The sequence below is a fragment of the Shewanella sp. SM21 genome (assembly GCF_025654335.1).
GTDB lineage: Bacteria > Pseudomonadota > Gammaproteobacteria > Enterobacterales > Shewanellaceae > Shewanella > Shewanella oncorhynchi.
Window position 1 is genome coordinate 41862 of record NZ_JAKKRL010000014.1, and the last position, 17790, is coordinate 59651.

16 protein-coding genes and 1 pseudogene are annotated in these 17790 nt (G+C 45.8%); 5 read left to right on the forward strand and 12 right to left on the reverse strand.

Annotated features, from left to right (window positions below; all coding sequences use genetic code 11):
* Positions 1–27 precede the first annotated feature (27 nt).
* The 3 genes from L5L94_RS17540 to L5L94_RS17550 all read right to left on the reverse strand — a co-directional run bounded on the left by L5L94_RS17540 (position 28) and on the right by L5L94_RS17550 (position 1889).
* Positions 28–579, reverse strand: coding sequence for a dihydrofolate reductase family protein (locus L5L94_RS17540; protein WP_263164296.1), 552 nt, complete (start codon positions 577–579; stop codon positions 28–30).
* Positions 580–594: 15 nt separating this feature from the next.
* Positions 595–870, reverse strand: coding sequence for a hypothetical protein (locus tag L5L94_RS17545; protein WP_105251241.1), 276 nt, complete (start codon positions 868–870; stop codon positions 595–597).
* Between the two features lie 416 nt (positions 871–1286).
* On the reverse strand, positions 1287–1889 hold the full coding sequence (locus L5L94_RS17550; protein ID WP_105251242.1) for a response regulator transcription factor: 603 nt from the start codon (positions 1887–1889) through the stop codon (positions 1287–1289).
* 212 nt (positions 1890–2101) lie between these two features.
* Between L5L94_RS17550 and L5L94_RS17555 the strand changes: the two genes are divergently transcribed.
* Positions 2102–3913 carry a PhnD/SsuA/transferrin family substrate-binding protein gene (locus tag L5L94_RS17555; protein ID WP_198573041.1) on the forward strand — a complete coding sequence of 604 codons (1812 nt, stop codon included), beginning with the start codon at positions 2102–2104 and terminating at the stop codon, positions 3911–3913.
* A 66-nt stretch (positions 3914–3979) separates the two neighbouring features.
* Here L5L94_RS17555 and L5L94_RS17560 read toward each other — a convergent pair whose 3' ends face one another.
* The 3 genes from L5L94_RS17560 to L5L94_RS17570 all read right to left on the reverse strand — a co-directional run bounded on the left by L5L94_RS17560 (position 3980) and on the right by L5L94_RS17570 (position 6550).
* The gene (locus L5L94_RS17560) at positions 3980–4306 is read right to left on the reverse strand and encodes a hypothetical protein (RefSeq protein ID WP_263164299.1); all 327 of its coding nucleotides are present in this window, start codon (positions 4304–4306) and stop codon (positions 3980–3982) included.
* 96 nt (positions 4307–4402) lie between these two features.
* Positions 4403–5230, reverse strand: a complete 828-nt coding sequence (locus L5L94_RS17565) for a hypothetical protein (RefSeq protein WP_263164300.1) — start codon at positions 5228–5230, stop codon at positions 4403–4405.
* A gap of 408 nt (positions 5231–5638) precedes the next feature.
* Positions 5639–6550: a LysR family transcriptional regulator gene (locus L5L94_RS17570; RefSeq protein ID WP_071938732.1), complete on the reverse strand. Its 912-nt coding sequence runs from the start codon at positions 6548–6550 to the stop codon at positions 5639–5641.
* A gap of 111 nt (positions 6551–6661) precedes the next feature.
* Between L5L94_RS17570 and L5L94_RS17575 the strand changes: the two genes are divergently transcribed.
* The 3 genes from L5L94_RS17575 to L5L94_RS17585 are packed head-to-tail and all read left to right on the forward strand — an operon-like array spanning position 6662 to position 9425.
* Entirely contained in the window at positions 6662–7798 is a 1137-nt protein-coding gene (locus L5L94_RS17575; protein ID WP_263142580.1) for an alkene reductase, read from the forward strand.
* Entirely contained in the window at positions 7798–8436 is a 639-nt protein-coding gene (locus L5L94_RS17580) for an ester cyclase (protein WP_198573044.1), read from the forward strand. The genes L5L94_RS17575 and L5L94_RS17580 overlap by 1 nt, the downstream gene beginning before the upstream one ends.
* Positions 8433–9425, forward strand: a complete 993-nt coding sequence (locus tag L5L94_RS17585) for a polysaccharide deacetylase family protein (protein WP_263164302.1) — start codon at positions 8433–8435, stop codon at positions 9423–9425. Before L5L94_RS17580 ends, L5L94_RS17585 begins: the two co-directional genes overlap by 4 nt.
* A 104-nt stretch (positions 9426–9529) precedes the next feature.
* Here the strand turns inward: L5L94_RS17585 and L5L94_RS17590 are convergent, their stop codons facing one another.
* From L5L94_RS17590 to L5L94_RS17610, 5 genes and pseudogenes are all read right to left on the reverse strand, one after another.
* Positions 9530–10690, reverse strand: a complete 1161-nt coding sequence (locus tag L5L94_RS17590; protein ID WP_263164304.1) for a putative sulfate/molybdate transporter — start codon at positions 10688–10690, stop codon at positions 9530–9532.
* Between the two features lie 314 nt (positions 10691–11004).
* Entirely contained in the window at positions 11005–12393 is a 1389-nt protein-coding gene (locus L5L94_RS17595; RefSeq protein WP_263164305.1) for a tetrathionate reductase family octaheme c-type cytochrome, read from the reverse strand.
* Positions 12394–12448: 55 nt separating this feature from the next.
* On the reverse strand, positions 12449–14173 hold the full coding sequence (locus L5L94_RS17600; protein ID WP_263164307.1) for a DUF3373 domain-containing protein: 1725 nt from the start codon (positions 14171–14173) through the stop codon (positions 12449–12451).
* Between the two features lie 191 nt (positions 14174–14364).
* Positions 14365–14694, reverse strand: coding sequence for a c-type cytochrome (locus tag L5L94_RS17605; protein ID WP_105251249.1), 330 nt, complete (start codon positions 14692–14694; stop codon positions 14365–14367).
* A gap of 481 nt (positions 14695–15175) precedes the next feature.
* Positions 15176–15891: pseudogene (locus L5L94_RS17610) on the reverse strand (SDR family oxidoreductase).
* Positions 15892–16082: 191 nt separating this feature from the next.
* On the opposite strand from L5L94_RS17610, the gene L5L94_RS17615 reads away from it, so the two are divergent.
* Positions 16083–16922 carry a LysR family transcriptional regulator gene (locus L5L94_RS17615; protein WP_263164310.1) on the forward strand — a complete coding sequence of 280 codons (840 nt, stop codon included), beginning with the start codon at positions 16083–16085 and terminating at the stop codon, positions 16920–16922.
* Between the two features lie 33 nt (positions 16923–16955).
* Here the strand turns inward: L5L94_RS17615 and L5L94_RS17620 are convergent, their stop codons facing one another.
* Complete coding sequence (locus tag L5L94_RS17620) at positions 16956–17732, reverse strand: substrate-binding periplasmic protein (protein WP_263164311.1); 777 nt, start codon at positions 17730–17732, stop codon at positions 16956–16958.
* Positions 17733–17790 lie beyond the last annotated feature (58 nt).

A 17790-nucleotide genomic window follows, 5' to 3' on the forward strand; every position in this document is an offset into this window, starting at 1 on the left:
CAACGCCATCTGCCGAATGTAAACGGCTTATAAAGCCATTTTGTCTATAACACGATAGCGGGTTTGTACGTAGCCATTGTCGTACTGCTGCGTGTGAATTGGCATTAATTGAATCGCTTGAGCTAAGTCGCCAAAGAGGGGAATACCTTTACCCAGTAAAGTGGGGATACGAGTGAGCGTGAGTTCCTGAATTAGCCCCGCCGCTAAAAAGCCTTGGATTGTTTGGCCGCCATCGATATAGAGATGTTTGAAGCCACGCTCTCTGAGTTGTTTGCTGATATTTACCGCATCGCCATTAAGCACTTGCACGTGCTCACTTAACGCCGCCGGTACTGTTACACCGCTGCGACTTAATACAAACACTGGGATATTCATATAGGGCCAATCGCAATCGAAGGAGAGGACTTTTTCAAAGCTTTTTCGTCCCATTACAATCGCATCGATAGTGTCGATAAAGGCATTATAACCAAAGTCTTCATCGGGATTAGTACTGGGGTGCTGATTTAAAAAGTCGATATCCCCATCGGGCGTTGCGATATAACCGTCGAGGGTCGCGGCAATAAAAACGGAGGCTTTCATTCATCTTCCTTAATGCTATTTTCGAGCGTGTTTCTCTAATGATTCTTTCAGTGCTTGTTGTTGAGCTAGGCAGTCTTGTTTTGCTTTGCCCGACATATCGTTACACGTTTGACCTTTATCTGGGCCTTCCAATATGGCCGCCGCAACATAAACTGCGGCGTCGGCTGCATTGCATTCTTGTTTGCTGTAGGGGGAATTTGTATCACATTTTGAATTAAGCGGCCCAACGCAGCCACTCATACTGGCCAAGACTAAGGTGCTAAAGCTGAGTAATATTAAAGGTTTGAACATTCGCTCTTCCATGATTCTTATTATTTGAGACGGTTGGTAAGTATATAACTGCTTTGCAGACGGAACTAGAATTGGATCGTTCCATTTCTACTCTAGTTATTATCTTGGAGGAAGGTATTCGCGGATGGAAGCAAAAAAATCCCCGAGGGCATAGTTACCCTCGGGTGGAGGTTCAAAAAGCAGTGGATTTCTTGAGCGCCTGCGGGGCACAAAGGAAGGAACCTATGGCTTGATTGTGCGGGTTGATACGATATTTAACAAAGCCAAATGCGCAAACTGCGACAGCTTGTCGCAGGCTGGATGAAAACTGTGTAGTTACGGTATCTTGAATGGTCGGGGTAAAAAGGGTTTAACGGTTAAATCCTTATGCGTGGCGAGAAGGCTTAACGATTTTTTAGTGACCACGGGTGATTGACTTATAAGACAGAATTCAGATTGCCTAAGTGTTGCACTAGCTCTGCCATATTGTTCACTTCGAGCTTTTTCATGATTTTTGCGCGGTGCACTTCAATCGTGCGCAGGGACAAAAACATCGCCTCCGAGATTTGCTTGTTAGTCATGCCTTGGATCACATGGGCTAACACTTGCTGTTCGCGCTCAGTCAGTTGGTCAAACTTATGCTGCAGACTTTGCTGCTCGAAGGCCGCTTGGCTTTCACGCTGCGCCTTTTCAATCGCTTGTACTAATGCCTTGCCGGACACTGGTTTTTGAAAAAAATCGCAGGCCCCCTTACGAAAGGCGCTTAACGCCATAGGTAAATCGCCGTGGCCAGTGAGAAATATCACGCCTAGCGGGCTGTGGGTTTCCAGTAATTTTTGCTGCACTTCTTGGCCGGTGATTTCTGGCATTCGGCTATCTAAAATCACGCAGCCCGCCTGTGATAATGCACAGTGCTCAAGGAAGTCGCGGCCGCTGTTGAAGGTTTGCACTTGATAGCCAAATTGTCCGAGCATAAAGCCCAGTGAATCCAGAATCGCTTCATCGTCATCGACTAGATAGAGTGGCAATTTTATCGACATGGTGTTCCTTGTGGGGCGGTAAGCATGCTATCAGCTTAAGCTGGGTATGGAGTGGGCTCAATTTTAAGCCTAGGTCTTGGGAGATACATCACTAAATTAGCCAATTCCCTCTGGGCATAAACCAGAGTTTGGCGGCATTTCACAGCTTGATTTTTATCTGCGAGCTAAAGTCGTTCCATGACAATGGCATATAAGAGTGGGTAATAGAGGCGATGACGATTGACTCTTGGTGTAAAGCGATATTGATGGGATTCTTGCTGAGTGTCATTGGGCTTAATCCGTCCTATGCCAACGAAGCGACAGAGGTGAACCATTTTAGAGTCGGAGTGCTGGCAAACCATGGCGTATTACAGGCCAAGCAGCGTTGGCAACCTATGATGGATTACCTCAGTGAGCAAGTGCCTAATAGTCATTTTGAAGTCGTGCCAGTGGATTTTAATGGCATGCGTAGTCAGTTACTTGAGCATGATTTGCAGTTTATCGTCACTAACCCTGGGCAATATCTGCATCTAAGTAACAATTTCCCGCTGTCTTGGCTTGCGACAATGAAGAGTCGTAAGCATCAAGGCAGCACTTTTACCATAGGCGCGACCATTATTGTCCGCGCCGACAGCCCTATCCGTACCTTGCAGGATTTGCGCGGGCGCAATGTGGTCGCCAGTGATCCGCAGGCTTTGGGCGGGTATCAAGCGGCCATGGGGTTACTGCATAAAATGGGTTTTTTACCCGAACAGTTTTTTGGGCAAGTGCGCTTCCTCGGGTTCCCGTTAGAACCGCTTATCTATCAAGTCAGAGACGGCAGTGCCGACGCCGCAATAGCGCCTTTTTGTACCTTAGAGGAAATGATCGCAACGGGTCTTGTTAATCAGGGCGATTATCGGGTTATCCATCCTGCAACGCCTGCAGGATATGATTGTGAGGTGAGCACTCAGTTATACCCAAACTGGTCATTCGCTGCGGCGGATACGGTTTCTCCTAAGCTGACGATGGCGATTACCCGCGCCTTATTCGATTTACCCGCCGATCATATTGCAGCAATTACCGCCGATACTTTGGGCTGGACTGCGCCCGTAAGCCAGTTAAAAGTGATTGAGTTATTTAAAGAATTACAACTACAGGGAGCATCACCACCACTTTATCAAACCGTATACAAATGGATGGCAAAAAATAAAGAATGGGGTGGCGCACTGTTGTTAATTTTCATTATTTCCACCATTTATCACCTGTGGCTTGAATATAAGTTTCGCCAGAAAAGTGAGTTTTTAGTTAGCACTGAGCGTCAATTAAAGGACAAGGCACTGCAGCTTGAGCGACTGCAAAGTGCGGCGATTCTTGGGGAAATAGGTGCAGGACTTGCCCATGAACTCAATCAACCCATAGCCGCCATTACCCAATACAGCGAAGGTGCCATGCTACAACTGGAAAGGCTTGGGCAAGATAATCCGGAACTCTATGATGTACTCGGTAAAATTAATGCGCAGTCGATTCGCGCTGGAGCGGTTGTGCATCGTATTCGCGGTTTACTCAAGCGGCGTCAGGCCAAGACCGAACCTTTAGATATAGTGCCAGTGGTGAAAGAAGCTTTAGCTCTGTTGCGGCGCGAGCTAGACCGCGCCAATGTGCAAGTGAATGTGCGAGTGCAGGGTGAGCCCTTTGAACTGATGGGCGATAGCGTTGGTTTAAGCCAAATGTGGGTCAATTTAGTAAAAAATAGCTTAGATGCGTTAGAAACCTGCGGCGATAATCGTGTGCGTCAATTATGGATCGATATCTATTATCATCCAAATGAAATCAAAGTGTTAGTTATTGATAATGGCGAAGGGCTACAGGGGCAGGCGAGTGAGTTGATGGCATCTTTTGCCTCAACCAAAGATGCGGGATTAGGGCTTGGCTTAGCCATCTGTAAGGATGTGGTCACCCGCCATCACGGCAGCATTCAAATCGAAAACTGTCAGCAATCCACGCAAGCGTTACTCCCTTGGCAACAGGGCTGTGTGGTGACAGTCGTTCTTCCCAAGGAATAGGGTTATACACTTATGAGTAACCCTTAATGTGCGCATTAGCCCGGAGCATCCGACAGCTTTTATTGGTTAGCGGTTAATATTAATAAAAGCATCATTTTCATAATAATATTTTGCTGCACTAATTAATTCATTTAACCCAGCTTCAGAATTTTGTTGCAGCAAATTACTCTTAATACTTTGCAAATCTGACACACTTAAGAAGCTTTTATAACCAATAGATGTTGGGTAAATTGGTTCATCATCAATACCACGATCTTCTTCTGTGTCATCGTCAAGTACAAGACATAATATCGAGTCATTAATTTCTTTATTAGAAGGTATATATACATCCCACTTCCAATCTAAAGATTCAATTTTATCCAACATGTTCTTGAGAGTTAATTCTAAACGCATTACGCACCTTTTGTGATACAGCGAGTCATTCCCGCGCCTTATTTGCGGTTAGTTTTGGGATGGAAAAGCCTTCGCTTGATCTCTGATCCACTTCATTCATAACTGTAGATATTTACCAAAATATTCATCGACAGTTTTATGGCAGTATTTATCTTCACCTCGCCAATACTCAGCGAACACCCAGTCATTTTTGCCTTTAGAAGGGCGATTGTAGCTCCTTGGTCGTAACACTCCAATACTGGCTAAAATCTCTATTAATACCTGCCTTTCTGCTTTACTGGACTTTACGACCTTAGCCAATCTTTTTTCAAGGGCACTGGGATAATCAGTAGGTTCCGAACTTTCGATAGTGTTTAATATTTCTTTGAAACAATTTAAGTCTTCATCAGTTGGGTCAGGGATATCCGTATTTATAAATTGGTTTAAGTCAAAATATGTATATAAAATATCGCCATGACGGACACCACCCCATTTGATACGCTCGAAATTCAATACGTTTATATCTGTGTTGTTATAGTTGTGACTACCCCTTATCCCGTATTTGCAGTCTCGGCATACACCGCAGGTGTAGGAGTGTGAAGTTGGTTTTCCGTCGGAATATGAAGTGCCGGATATAACGGGTGTATATTTATGCTCTGGGATATTTTTGGCAATTGAATAGGATGATAAAGAAGATCTTAAGTCTAAGCGGCGAGTTGTCAGGCTACTTAAAAAACCTTTAGCAATTTGTGCTCTGGATATTATTTTTACTACTTTTGCAATGGTATCTATGCAGTCATCGTGAGAAATCGAAATCGGATCAAACATCAATCCTTGTGACTTTGCGTACTCAAAATCTCCATCAGATAAGAGTCTATCTTTTGAGTCTATCCATCCATTCTTCCAGTAGGTGGAGAATAATATTTTCTTCGCTTTCTTATCCATATTTGAATTTATGCTTTCACTTAACGTTTGAGTATTAATGTGTAGCGTTGTTTGCGAGACATAAATCACTTGTTCGACTTGGCTACTACGACGATGTTAATTGGTGTGAATGATGCTATAGGAATTTGTTTTGACAGGGTAGTGGTTTTTATACAACTTTGGTGGTAATTGCTTGATATCGTTTTAGCTTTATCATTACGTTTGCATTATTAGTGACGTTGATTTCGAGTATTCTGGCCTTACATTTTGGTTGACACAGGTACTACATCATCTCAACGACATTAAACCTATAAGGCATATTTACTTTTAGTTTTCTATCATCTAGCAACGACTTGATGGTGGTTATTTTCTTCACATGACCACTTGTTTATCGTGGTTTTCTATTAGGATACTTTGGACGTTTGTAATTTAGGGCAGTGGATAGTTTTGGGAGAACTGGCTGAGCTTTTCTACTAAAAACTCTATGGTGCGACGGATCTTATGGCTGGGATAATCGGTTTGTAGGTATACCAATTGCAGTGGGATCGGCGGGGCTATTTTATCGGCTAGCACTAAGTGGAGTCTGCCTTCGGTCACATCTTGCGCCACATCGAGCCAACTCTTATAGGCAATTCCACGACCTGAGAGTGCCCAGTCGCGGATCACTGCGCCATCGTTACAGAAACGTTGGCCCCTGACTTCGATTTCAACGGGCGCGCCGTTATGACTTAACTTCCATTTTTGCCACGGCTCACCGCCGCGATTTAAGATCAGTACTGCGTGTTGGCTCAGTTCATTTAGCGTGCTTGGTGTGCCGTGTTGTGCCAGATAAGCGGGTGAGGCGACCAGTACCCTTGGGGTCATGGCGAGCTGACGCCTTTTAAGGTTTGAGTCGTCAAGTTGGCCATAGCGCAAAGCCAAATGGATATTTTGGTCGATTAAGTCTGTCATATGATCGCCAAAATACAGCTGCACTGTCAGTTCTGGGGCGCTGTCCATTAATTCATCGAGCCAAGCACGGATCTGGCTGCGACCAATATCCGAAGGTAAGGCGAGGCGTACTTCGCCCTTAAGCTCACCCCTGTGTTCGGCTAAATTGGCGCTGGCGGTTTCGAGAATCGCCAGTGCAGGTTTCGCCGAATCGAGAAAAATCCGCCCTTCTTCTGTGAGCTGTAAGCGCCGCGTCGAGCGAGCAAATAGCTGACATCCTAGCTTTTTCTCTAATCTTTGCAGCGCGGCACTTGCCGCTGCCGGCGTCATGCCTATTTCTTTACTGGCTGCCGAGAGACTTTCTAAGGCTGCGATACGCAGCGCTAATTGCAGATCGTTTAAATGATACATATCAAATTATTTTTGAAAATGATTTTAATAATAGCCTGATTATCAATATAGATTAACTAATGCACAATTGCACCACTGATGTTTCATCTTAATTTCTGGTTCGGAGTGTGTATGAGTCTATTCATGTCTTACAAATTAGCGTCACTGGCATTAAACAATCGCATTGTGATGGCCCCTATGACTCGGGCGCGTACTACGCAGCCAGGCAATATTCCTAATGATCTGATGGCGCAATATTATGCCCAGCGCGCCTCGGCGGGGTTAATCATCACAGAAGCGACACAAATCTCCGATGACAGTCAAGGCTATTCATTTACGCCGGGCGTGTATACCGCGGAGCAAATTGAGGGCTGGAAAAAAGTCACCGCGGCAGTGCATCAGGCTGGTGGTAAAATCTTCAATCAAATTTGGCATGTTGGCCGTGTATCGCACCCGATTTTTCAGCAGGGTAATGCCCCGATTGCGCCATCAGCTATTGCGCCCGTTGGCACTAAAGTATGGATTGTGGATGAAGCGCATCCTGAAGGGCAAATGGTGGATTGCCCAGAACCTAAGGCTATGGTGCAAGCGGATATCGACCGCGTTGTGGCCGATTTTGCACAGGCGGGAGTGAATGCGGTTGCGGCGGGTTTTGATGGCATCGAAATTCACGGTGGCAATGGTTATCTAATTGACCAGTTTTTACGCACCAATTCAAACCACAGAACTGATGCCTACGGCGGTACTCAGGAAAATCGCATTCGTTTTTTACTCGAAATTGTCCAAGCCGTGAGTGCGAAAATTGGTGCCAATAAAGTCGGGGTTCGCCTCGCCCCTTACGTGACGTTTAAAGATATGGCGTGTCCTGAAATTGTAGACACTATTCTGTTAGCGGCTAAGCATTTATCGGCATTGGGCGTGGCATATTTACATCTTTCAGAGGCTGATTGGGATGATGCACCGCAGGTGCCAGAGTCCTTTAGAGTCGAGCTGCGTAAAGTCTTTAAGGGCAGCATTATTGTTGCGGGTCGCTATGATGTGGCGCGTGCCAATGAAGTGATTGATAACGGTTATGCGGACTTAGTTGCCTTCGGTCGACCTTTTATTGCGAATCCTGATTTGCCTTACCGTTTAATGCATCAATTGCCTTTATCTGCATTCGACAAAGGGCCCTTGTTTGGCGGTAGTGCAGCGGGTTATACAGATTATCCTACACACAACGAAGCATTGAGAGCCGTCATCCGCTCCGCTGACGATGAGGTGGCATAATGGATCGGGTTAACACTTTGTATGTTCAGCGCTTACCCGCTTGGCTCAGTTTAAGTCTATGGTTTTCAGGCTTTATAGGTATCGCTATTGTGGGTTTTAGCTTAGCAAGTCTGAGCATGGATGCGTTAGCCGCTCAAGGGGCAACAACACAGGATAGTGCTAAAGTGCGAGCGGCGTTAGTGCCAAAAGTGGCGGCAATGGAAACGATTTCTGATCAATCACCGCAGGCACAAGCTATCGCCCGCGCCGCTTTGTTATATGCCAGTTTTTGGCACACGGGCGATGCAAGTTTTGCCCACGGCGCATTGGCGACTGGTTTTATCGACCGTACTCTGCCCGCTGGCCGCGCACAGGGAATCACGGGTCCACTCGAAGCCTCAAAGGCATTTAGGGCAGCGGTCCCCGATCTCTCTGTTTCAGTTGAGCATTTGCTAGTCGTTGGCGATCGTGCAGTGGTGCGTCTGCGTTTTAATGGCCGCTTCACTGGTGTCTTTGGTGAGCAAAAAGGCCAAGGGCAGAAAATCGATTTTCGTGCTGTTGACATGTATCGAGTACGGGATGGTTTCATCACAGATAACTGGCACCTCGAAGATTATCAAACGCTATTTTCTCAATTAGCTGCAGGGACTCAATCATGAATCAACGTCGACGATTTTTAATGGCAGGTGGCGCCATCGCTGCTGGGTTCGGCCTAAGCCAAACGGCGCTTGCTATTGGTTTACCATCATTAGATACCTTAGAAAATGACTCCAAAAGTTCAGGTGGCAGTGGTATGAACAAAATATTTTGGCCAAGTGGTGAGCAGTTAGTGATTTCAATCTCAATGCAGTTTGAAGCAGGTGCTCAAGATAAAAATGCCGAAGGGCCGTTTCCGCCGATAGAAAAGGGCTATCCAGATACCATCACCCCGACTTGGTACGACTACGGTATGAACGAAGGCATTCCAAGGCTGCTGCGCTTGTGGCGTAAGCACAATATCAAGGTGACTTCTCACATGGTTGGGCGCGCCGCTGAGCTACATCCTCAACTTGCCAAACAAGTTGCAGATGAGGGGCATGAGATTTCGGGCCACGGACAAACGTGGACGCCACAATACAGCATGTCGCCAGCAGAGGAACGCGCCTCCTATGTGGCGAGTATTGAGACGCTGCAAAGGATCACAGGTCAGCGCCCCTTAGGTTTTAATGCCTTTTGGATGCGCCACAGCACTCAAACCCTCAATATTTTGCAGGACTTAGGTTTTATTTATCACATTGATGACCTATCGCGGGACGAACCTTCAATTATCCCAGTAGGAAATAAGCCTTTTGCGGTTGTGCCTTACACTTTACGTAACAATGATATCGGACGTTTTGGTGGCAACACTGCTATGACGGCCACGGCCTTTTTGCAGGAACTAAAGGATGAGTTCGATATGCTCTATCAAGAAGGTTCGACGCAGCGACGGATGATGTCGATCAGTGTGCACGACCGTATTGGTGGCGCTCCTGGACTTGTGACCGCTTTAGATAAGTTTATTCAGTTCGCTAAAGGTCACACTAACGTAGGCTTTATGCGTAAAGATGCCATTGCTAAATGGGCGCTGGCGCAAAAGGACACACCGACCAATCCTGCAAGAACATTTTAGCCTGCTGTAGCTTTGTTAGAAGAGGTTTGAATGGTTAACAAAAAGCGCGTTGTTTAACGCGTTTTTTGTTTTTGGGAACCCTTATTACTGCGAGTCGGAAGCGATTAACGCATGGCCAACATGGCCCAAGTTCGGCGACCTTGCTCCAGAATTATCCCCACGGCAAGTCCCGCAGCGGCGTTGATAGCGAGGCAAGTCACCGCGGTTGATAAAATCACAAAGATACAGAAGGGCTTACCATCGATTAAGCGTTTCGACCATGCTAATTGCAGCCCCGCAGTGGTCAGTAAACTGCCGAGGATTGCCATAGGAATAAGGCTTAATAGCCAAGCGATATTAGTACCCCAGCATAGGGCTATCATTAAGCATGTACTGCCAAAAATTAACGGCGCCAGATAAGTGCGAGCACCAAAATGGTATTGCACCGCAAGTCCGCCCGCACCGTGGCACATGGCCGAGGCACCAAAGGGCGCGAGCAATAAGTTGGCAAGACCTGAGCTAATGGCGAAGTTTTTGGGTGTGAGTTTGGCGGCATCTTCAGGGAATTTCTCCTGTGCCATTACAGACGTGGCAATGACCGCATTGGTTAAAGTTAATGCCAGTTGTGGCAAAACCAACAAAAGGGCGGCAGAGGTCCATTCAACTGATGTCGGCCAAGCCAATTGAAATGGCGCTGTCACTGCTTGAATATCAAAGTTAGTGGCTAAATTAGTTTGTGTACTTGCTTGCCAAATCATCCCCGCTGCTATGACTAAGGGCATGGCAAGGTAGCGCAGCGGCAAAAATTTACTGATAAATAACAGTACAAATGCCCCCACGCCAACCAGCCAAAATTCACTCATCATCTTAGTGCCCATCCACATCAGTTGCAGACCTATGGCGAGTTGAATGCCAACACTCACAGCTTGTGATAACTGTTTGGCTAACCAAGTGATGGCGCCGCTAAAGGCGAGAATTAACAGGATAATGCCCATTAACATGGCGCTTGCCTGCAACATGCCTGGGGTTAAGCCCTGAGCGATCACCAGTGCAGCGATGACTTTCATCGGTTGTACCGGAATCGGGCGACGGTAAAACAGCGCGCTGAGAATAGCGAATAGACCAAACCCCAAAAATATCCCTTGGGGTGAAAATTGATTGAGGGCAATTAGCCCTAACACCAAAGGTAAAAAAGTGCCTAAGTCGGCAAAAGCGCCACTGGTTTCACCGAGTAAACGGTTGAATGAAGGATTGGATACTGTTTGGGAAATTTTGCCCGAGGTCATACTGATTGCCGTAATTGAACACGCTATGACTACGCAAAATAAATGCCATAAAAATCAGATGATTTGGGGGGTAAACAGAGTCAAACTACCGTATTGAGTCACTCAATGAGACAAACTGGGGCAAGGTCGAAGAATGGCTGAGTCTAATTGTCTTTTTGAGTGAGAGTAACAAGATAATAAAAAGAGAGATCTTAGTGAACACTAAGATCTCAAAGGGTATTACTGGGAACTCGATTTGGTTCATCAGTTGTGTTCACTTCGATGCCTTACTAAAAGTAAGATATCTGTGATGCTCAAATCAGTGAACGATTCAATCAAGGCTGTTTGTGTTTTGGCCCTTGTTTATTTTTCATCGGGTCACCTTGATAACCTAGGGCTTGCCAATCGAGTCTTGTGCCTTTGTTATGGCAGTCGTTACAATTTAATGCTTGCTCCTTTGGTGACACCATATGGTTTATCCGCCACCACATTTCAGTGGCTGCAAAGTCATATTCACCACTGTATTTGATGCCTTTCTCAAGCATAGTCGTGTTCGCTTCCATTCCTAGTTTTGCCGCTAAGTTCCAATCAAACTCGCTCCAGAATCCCCCTTTGCCATAGGTTTTCGGTGTGATAAAAATATTGAGTTTTTTATCGTAAATTTGTTTACCCGTGTGCACCTTGAAAGGATAGATTTTTGCTTTGACATCATTTATATCGCCAATGGGATAGGTCAATTTAGTGACTGTACTTGGATCCATTTTATCACCTGCCATATAAGCATTGGCTGTGCCGTTGTACCAAGCGTATTGGGGTTTGACCATTTTTTCCCAAACAAAATCTCCTTTTTTCTTTTGGTAGGTATGCTTACCGTATTGGTCGAGTGTTTCTTTTTTATCATCTCCAGCTGTTGACCAGTCCCAGCGCATTTTTGTCGGTTCGTTTTTAGCAAAATACGGAATATGACAGGTTTGACAGGCAACTGCCGCTGTATGAGTATTGAGTTTTTTGTTCGCGTGCGGCGCTGATTCGTGGCAGTTTTCACAGCCAATATGGTCGACACCACCGGGTGAAACCCCCATAGCATTACCTGAGATCATGTGTTTCTCAGTGGTGTGGCAGTTCTGACATTGAAAGTCATTACCGTCGCTATCCATATGCACATCCGTCGCTTTGTCTGGATAAGACATGGATGAGTCTAAGTCCCCATGTTTTACCGCGTCACCACCGCCACCATAGAAGTGGCAACTACCGCAGTTATCCCGTACAGGTTCGCCAACGTTTTGAGCTATTTTAGTCAGATCGAGCTTTGCCATAGGTTCACCTGCGCCAGCGGGATCTTTAACATAAGTTCCTGTAGTGTCGTGACAAACTAGGCAGTCGACTTTGGTTTTATCTTTAAAGTCAAAGTTACTGTCTTTCCAACCATAACCCGCGTGACAACTGGTACAGCGGGGTTCATTGCTGGAAATGGCAACGCAGAAGTTATTAATGCTGTTTTTCTTACCTCTTACTACTGTCCTATCGGGAAGTTTTTGTTCTAACTCCCAAGTCCAATGGGAGGTTTTCATCACGTCAGTCGCTTGATTTTCATGGCAGACTAAACATTGTGTGGTCACCTGTGAGCCTGTGGTAAACGGGCCTTTAAGTGCCTCTTTATGGGGATTAGCGGCGTAGGCATTTAATGTCATGCCCGCTAAGGCAATGAGGATGAGCTTATTCATTTTGTACTCCCGCCCTCGATGTAACCGAGGGCTGATCGTTGTTATCAATGACGGATTAGAAGTTGATGGTGAGTGAGGCGTTGACATCAAACGCGGTATCAACCACTGGCAACATGGAATAAGCAGAGCCAGCTAGCACATCGTCGATTTTTTGTGGAGCACCCACAGGTGTACCGCTGCCTGTGTACTCGTAGTCGTAATAAAGGCCAGCAAGTTTGATAAACATTTTGGGGTTAATATCAAAGATGTAATAGGCTTCTGCTACATGTCCTCGGGTAGCTAACTTACTACCAATAGGGTCATCCTGTGCTTGGGTAAAAGGCGTCCAATATTCGGAGCCGTAGTTATATTCCAGACCCAATTTGCCGTAGGGAGCAGGAATTTGTACGCCGACATAAATACCATAACCGTCTTTGGCTTCGGTATCGTCACTGGTTTTTGGCACCATAATAATCTCAGTACCAGTGCTGTTTAGCTCGGCTTCAAATATGGCATCGGATAACATGCCGCCAAACATGCCGGCGTTACCGTTAGGCTCGGCGCGAGTCCAGCCAAATGATGCAAACCATTTGATATCGTTTGCCTCTTCGCGCGCAAAACCAATTCCTCCTAGATACATGTCGCCGATAGCCCCGCTGGGTTGTACTCGGGTAACAAAGTTAAAGTTGTCGAACTTTTGCATATCTTGATACATGGTGGGGGCAAAAATCCCTGCCAGTTGGGTAGGGAAGGCCATGGTGCCTTTAAAGCCGTCGTTCACGTCTTTGGCGCCAAACAGGGTGAACTGGAGGAAGTTGGTGCCATCGTTGATCGCATCGATATTAAAGCCACCAAGGTGAGTATCCTTGGTGACAATATCACCAAACATTTCGCCATTTCCCCATTGTGATTCAAATCCTTGGCCGTAACAGAAACGGACGACTTGGCCTTCGATACCTGTGATTTCGCCTAGGTTGTAGCCTAAGGTGGCGCCATCGAAGTTGAAGTTAACTAAATGTCCTGAAGGTGTGCCGCCACGCATTTCATTCTCGCGGTAGTGACTGGGTGGACCATAGGTGGAAGGGCGACGACCTATGGAGAGATAAAACTCTGATCCATTAATGTTTTTCCAATCGAAATAGGCGCGTTCAACCCGCAGCCAGTCACCACTGGTATTGCCGCTACTGGTACCATCCATAGTGAAAGACCGCCAAGAATCAAATACTTGAACTCCGGTAGAGTCACCCCAGTTTTTATACATACTGAGGCGGCCAGCAAAACTGACGTTATCCCATACCTTAGCTTTCAGATTTAACCGCAGGCGAGTGGTGTAAAAAATATCGTTATCTATGTCCTGTACACTTTTGGGCGCGAGCACATAGGGCATAACACCTTGTAACATGCCATTTTGGAAGGCTGCAGCAAGGTCTGGATTAGCTTGCATCATTTTCCCTAGTGGGGAGTTGAGATCGTTGGGCATACCGAAAGCGCCGGACATGGCTTTGGCACCAAAGTCGTTGAAATTGACTTTGATGGCCGGATTCCAGACAACATCGCGGTAATGTAGTGAATGAGCTTTAGTGCGGAAATCACCTGTAATTTCAAGGCGGTCTAACGATGTGTGCCGCTCGGTTTTGTCGACGCGATTATTGAGATCATCCAATTGCTCGGTAATATCGGCAAGCTTCTGTTTTAACTCAGTAATTTTTTGATTTTCCTGTTGTACATCATTAGGTATAGCAAAAGATTGGCCTGACATAAACAAGGCATTGGCAACGAGGATTGAGATAAGAGTACGCATAAGGTTTCTCCCAGAGTTGTTCTGTTGGCATGATTGCGCTAAGTGCATTTCGCCAAATTTACCCAATAGGAGTCCCTGAGGTGTGTTCCCCATTTTTCTCGAATTGGTTTTTTAATTTTTAATTCAATGTGTTAGTGAGCAGTTGCAGGGGAGCTCTCTACCATTGTCTTAGGCCATAACGTTGGCAGAGATCAACCGCAGGTTTGGGGTTGGTCCGAGTCGGCGGCGTGGTCATACAAAAATTGCTGTATATCCTTGAGGTCTTGCTCCGAGAGGCCATTGAATACCTCTGGTTTGAATTTGTGCTTATCTTTATCAAAGAAGCGATCCCACTGGCTCATCGTTTTGGCCATTGGCGTGAGTTCACCACCTTCACCGCCTTGGCTATGGCAGGCTTTGCATTCTTTTTTGTACAAATGTTTACCTTTCTTTGGATTACCTCCCTCTGCGGCATACGCATTAATACTCAAGCTGCCGATCACTGCCATGGCAATTGCTATCTTAGTTGACGTTTTCATCATCTCATTCCTTACTTTTTGTGATCATTTACATTTATTTGTTGGTTAAGTGTTTTTATTGATTCCACTTTGTAAATTAATTTATCAAATCCTACGGTGTGTAAATTTGAGGTATATCACTTTCATTAAAAAAATCTAATTGATAAAAAGTTCATTGATAAAAATCTAATTGATGGTATTGAGGAAGGGTATGGTTATTTTTTTCTGATTTAAAAACAATGAACTAGCCAACGTGCTAAATTAGCTCTGATAACTTTGAGTTTCGAGTTTTGCGCCTAAAGCACAAAAAATGGACTGTGATTAAGCTAACACTTTGTAAAATATGCACTCACTAAAGTAGTGATGTTGAAACTTAGCAGCTGTTTGGCAGGCTTTATTGGGAAGTAAATAATGCCAGAGTTGACTCTGGCATTATTGATTTTGGGGATAGGTTTGGTTGTCTTTCGAAGCAAGATAACTTAGATAAAAGTAGACTCAGAACGGATTAAGGTTGCTGGCGCGTTGGTGCTAGAACGATTTCGCGTACGCACACATTTTGCGGTTGTTGCCATGCAAACAGTGCAGCAGCGGCGACGTTTTCAGGGGCGATAACGCCGCCCATTTCTTCTTTCCAGTCATGGTAACCCGCTTGGTATGGCTCAACAACTCGGTTTCTACTGCGCCGGGGGCGATAGTGATAAGGCGTACGTCATCCATGGCGACTTCTTCACGAATGTTTTCTGTTAAGGCGTGCACGGCAAATTTAGTAGCGCAGTAAGCGGCGTGGTTTGGAAAGGTTTTACGCCCCGCCACTGAGCTGACATTAATGATAGTGCCAGTTTTGCGAGCTTTCATGTCGGCTAATACCGCATGAATACCATTAAGCACGCCCATCACATTGATATTGAGCATGCGGCTCCATTCGTTGGGATCTTGCACATCGATTTGGCCCAGTAACATGACTCCCGCGTTATTGATAAGACAGCCGACCGGGCCAAATTGTGCTTCTGCTTGGGTTATGGCGGTTTTAATAGCTGCGCCGTCGGTGACATCGACGCTGATAGAAAGGCTGTTTGGTAATTCAAGCGCTTGCATTGCTTCAACTCGGCGTGCCAGTAATAGCAGCGGATGGCCTGCAGCGCTAAAGCTTTTAGCCATAGCGGCGCCAATACCCGATGAAGCGCCTGTGATGACAACCAGTGATTTAGTAACTTGATTCATTAGTATTTCCTATTAATTGGAGCCAATGTAAGCCGTAAACAAACTGTTGTTCGGCGTCTTGAACTTGTTAACCAGTATAGTCTGGGGATTTTCAGTCGAAAAATACTTATTCCAGCTGGATATGATAGGCTCAGCCTATGGCACTATTGTTGAAATTTGTGCTGAACTCGTCGGTTGTCGGAGAAGATTAAATGGTCGATTTGCGTTTGCTGCGTTTCTTTATCGCAATTTTTGAAGAGAACAATATTACCTCGGCGGCTAACCGTTGCTTTGTGAGCCAGCCTTCACTGTCTGCTGGGTTAAAGCAACTCGAAGAAGAGCTTGGTGGTCAGTTATTTGAGCGCAGCAAAAAAGGCGTTAAACCTTTGGACAGCGCGCACTATCTATACCCTTTGGCGGTTAAATTAGTCGAGGAGGCGAGTAAGTTACCAGGCTTGTTTATGGCGAAGGCAAGCCGGCAAAAGCTACGTTTGGCTGTGATGCCAGACTTAAGCCAGCGGCGTTTGGCAGGATTTTTACAACAGGTGAATCAAGCCATTGATAAGCTAGATCTGGAGCTGGTGGACTATCAAAGCCCTGCAGATTGCCATTTAAGCATCGACAGCTTGCGCCATGAAGATGAAGTATTTTTTCCGCTGTGGGAGGAGGATTATGTGCTCTGCGTCCCCAAGGATCATACCCTCGCCCAAGTAGATAGCCTACGCCCCGAGCAGCTCAATGGCTTTGACTTTATTGAGTGCCCACCCTGTGAAGCCCATCAGCAAACGATAGGTTTATTGGCGTGCAGCAATATGTCGCTTAATTTGGTCGCTAAGGCCGAATCTAAGTCTCTCGTGATGTCGCTAGTGTTAGCCGGATTTGGCGTGAGTTTTTTACCCGATGGTTTGATTGAAGATGAGCCTAGGCTCAAGCAAGTGAAATTTGATGGTCCGAGAATGTTCCGTCGTATTGGTTTGTGTTATCCCTCCCATCAGGCAGTTGCGCCAACACTGGCGACCTTGTTACGGCATTTAGCCGCTCGATCGAATTAATTCCAAGTTAGTTTTGGGTTATCAGCATTCAGATTAGTGAGTTGCTAAGGGCGATTCAGTGAGATTAAGTGGAGGCTCGACGCCGTAGGATTTAAATAGTTGAGTAATTTCACCTGAGGTACGCATGTCGTCGACTATCTGGTGAACTTGCTTGGCATATTGATGCTGCGGCGACATGAGCGGAATACTGAAATAGCGGCCATTTTTGCTGATATCTACGTATGCCATCTGTTTGAGTTGGGGATCTTTGGCAAAAAATTGCATCTCATGCTGTTCGGAGGTGATGGCTAAATCGATACGCTCAGCCTTCAACATATTGATTAACTGACCGTTATCATTAACAAAAGACACTTTTAGTTGGTTTTGATTGTCATTAAACTGCGGACAGTAAAAAGCGCCTCTAAGTGCGCCAATGATATGAGGTTTTAGTTCATCGAAATGTTTGACTTCAAGTTGTCTATTCGCAAGGGCAAAGTAATAGACGTAGCGCTTGTCGTATCCCAGCAGCATAGGGTCTAGAAAATCGTTGCGCTCTGGCGTCATCGAATGGACAGGGATTAGGTCGACTTGTCCCATTTCTCCCACTTTAATTGTGCGTGCCCAAGGCACATTACTCCAATTTATCTTGTGACCTAGGCGGGCGATGACTTCATTGATGACAGCTGCACCTGGGCCTTTGCACTCACCATTTTCGACATAAATAACAGGATGCCTATCGCGGCAGTGTGCTTGCCAGACAACGGCAGAGGTTTCTGCCCTTGCTTGGGGCAGAAATAAGCATGAAATGACAATGATCAGTATCAGCCTCATACATCTTGCCTATTAAAATGGTCAGTTTTAATTTAGGGCTGGGCAGTTAACCTGACTA

What these genes read in the sequence shown, in the direction of transcription:
- L5L94_RS17540 (WP_263164296.1), bottom strand. Translation starts at nt 579, where the DNA reads ATGAAAGCCTCCGTTTTTATTGCCGCGACCCTCGACGGTTATATCGCA.
- L5L94_RS17545 (WP_105251241.1), bottom strand. Translation starts at nt 870, where the DNA reads ATGTTCAAACCTTTAATATTACTCAGCTTTAGCACCTTAGTCTTGGCC.
- L5L94_RS17550 (WP_105251242.1), bottom strand. Translation starts at nt 1,889, where the DNA reads ATGTCGATAAAATTGCCACTCTATCTAGTCGATGACGATGAAGCGATT.
- L5L94_RS17555 (WP_198573041.1), top strand. Translation starts at nt 2,102, where the DNA reads ATGACGATTGACTCTTGGTGTAAAGCGATATTGATGGGATTCTTGCTG.
- L5L94_RS17560 (WP_263164299.1), bottom strand. Translation starts at nt 4,306, where the DNA reads ATGCGTTTAGAATTAACTCTCAAGAACATGTTGGATAAAATTGAATCT.
- L5L94_RS17565 (WP_263164300.1), bottom strand. Translation starts at nt 5,230, where the DNA reads ATGGATAAGAAAGCGAAGAAAATATTATTCTCCACCTACTGGAAGAAT.
- L5L94_RS17570 (WP_071938732.1), bottom strand. Translation starts at nt 6,550, where the DNA reads ATGTATCATTTAAACGATCTGCAATTAGCGCTGCGTATCGCAGCCTTA.
- L5L94_RS17575 (WP_263142580.1), top strand. Translation starts at nt 6,662, where the DNA reads ATGAGTCTATTCATGTCTTACAAATTAGCGTCACTGGCATTAAACAAT.
- L5L94_RS17580 (WP_198573044.1), top strand. Translation starts at nt 7,798, where the DNA reads ATGGATCGGGTTAACACTTTGTATGTTCAGCGCTTACCCGCTTGGCTC.
- L5L94_RS17585 (WP_263164302.1), top strand. Translation starts at nt 8,433, where the DNA reads ATGAATCAACGTCGACGATTTTTAATGGCAGGTGGCGCCATCGCTGCT.
- L5L94_RS17590 (WP_263164304.1), bottom strand. Translation starts at nt 10,690, where the DNA reads ATGACCTCGGGCAAAATTTCCCAAACAGTATCCAATCCTTCATTCAAC.
- L5L94_RS17595 (WP_263164305.1), bottom strand. Translation starts at nt 12,393, where the DNA reads ATGAATAAGCTCATCCTCATTGCCTTAGCGGGCATGACATTAAATGCC.
- L5L94_RS17600 (WP_263164307.1), bottom strand. Translation starts at nt 14,173, where the DNA reads ATGCGTACTCTTATCTCAATCCTCGTTGCCAATGCCTTGTTTATGTCA.
- L5L94_RS17605 (WP_105251249.1), bottom strand. Translation starts at nt 14,694, where the DNA reads ATGATGAAAACGTCAACTAAGATAGCAATTGCCATGGCAGTGATCGGC.
- L5L94_RS17615 (WP_263164310.1), top strand. Translation starts at nt 16,083, where the DNA reads ATGGTCGATTTGCGTTTGCTGCGTTTCTTTATCGCAATTTTTGAAGAG.
- L5L94_RS17620 (WP_263164311.1), bottom strand. Translation starts at nt 17,732, where the DNA reads ATGAGGCTGATACTGATCATTGTCATTTCATGCTTATTTCTGCCCCAA.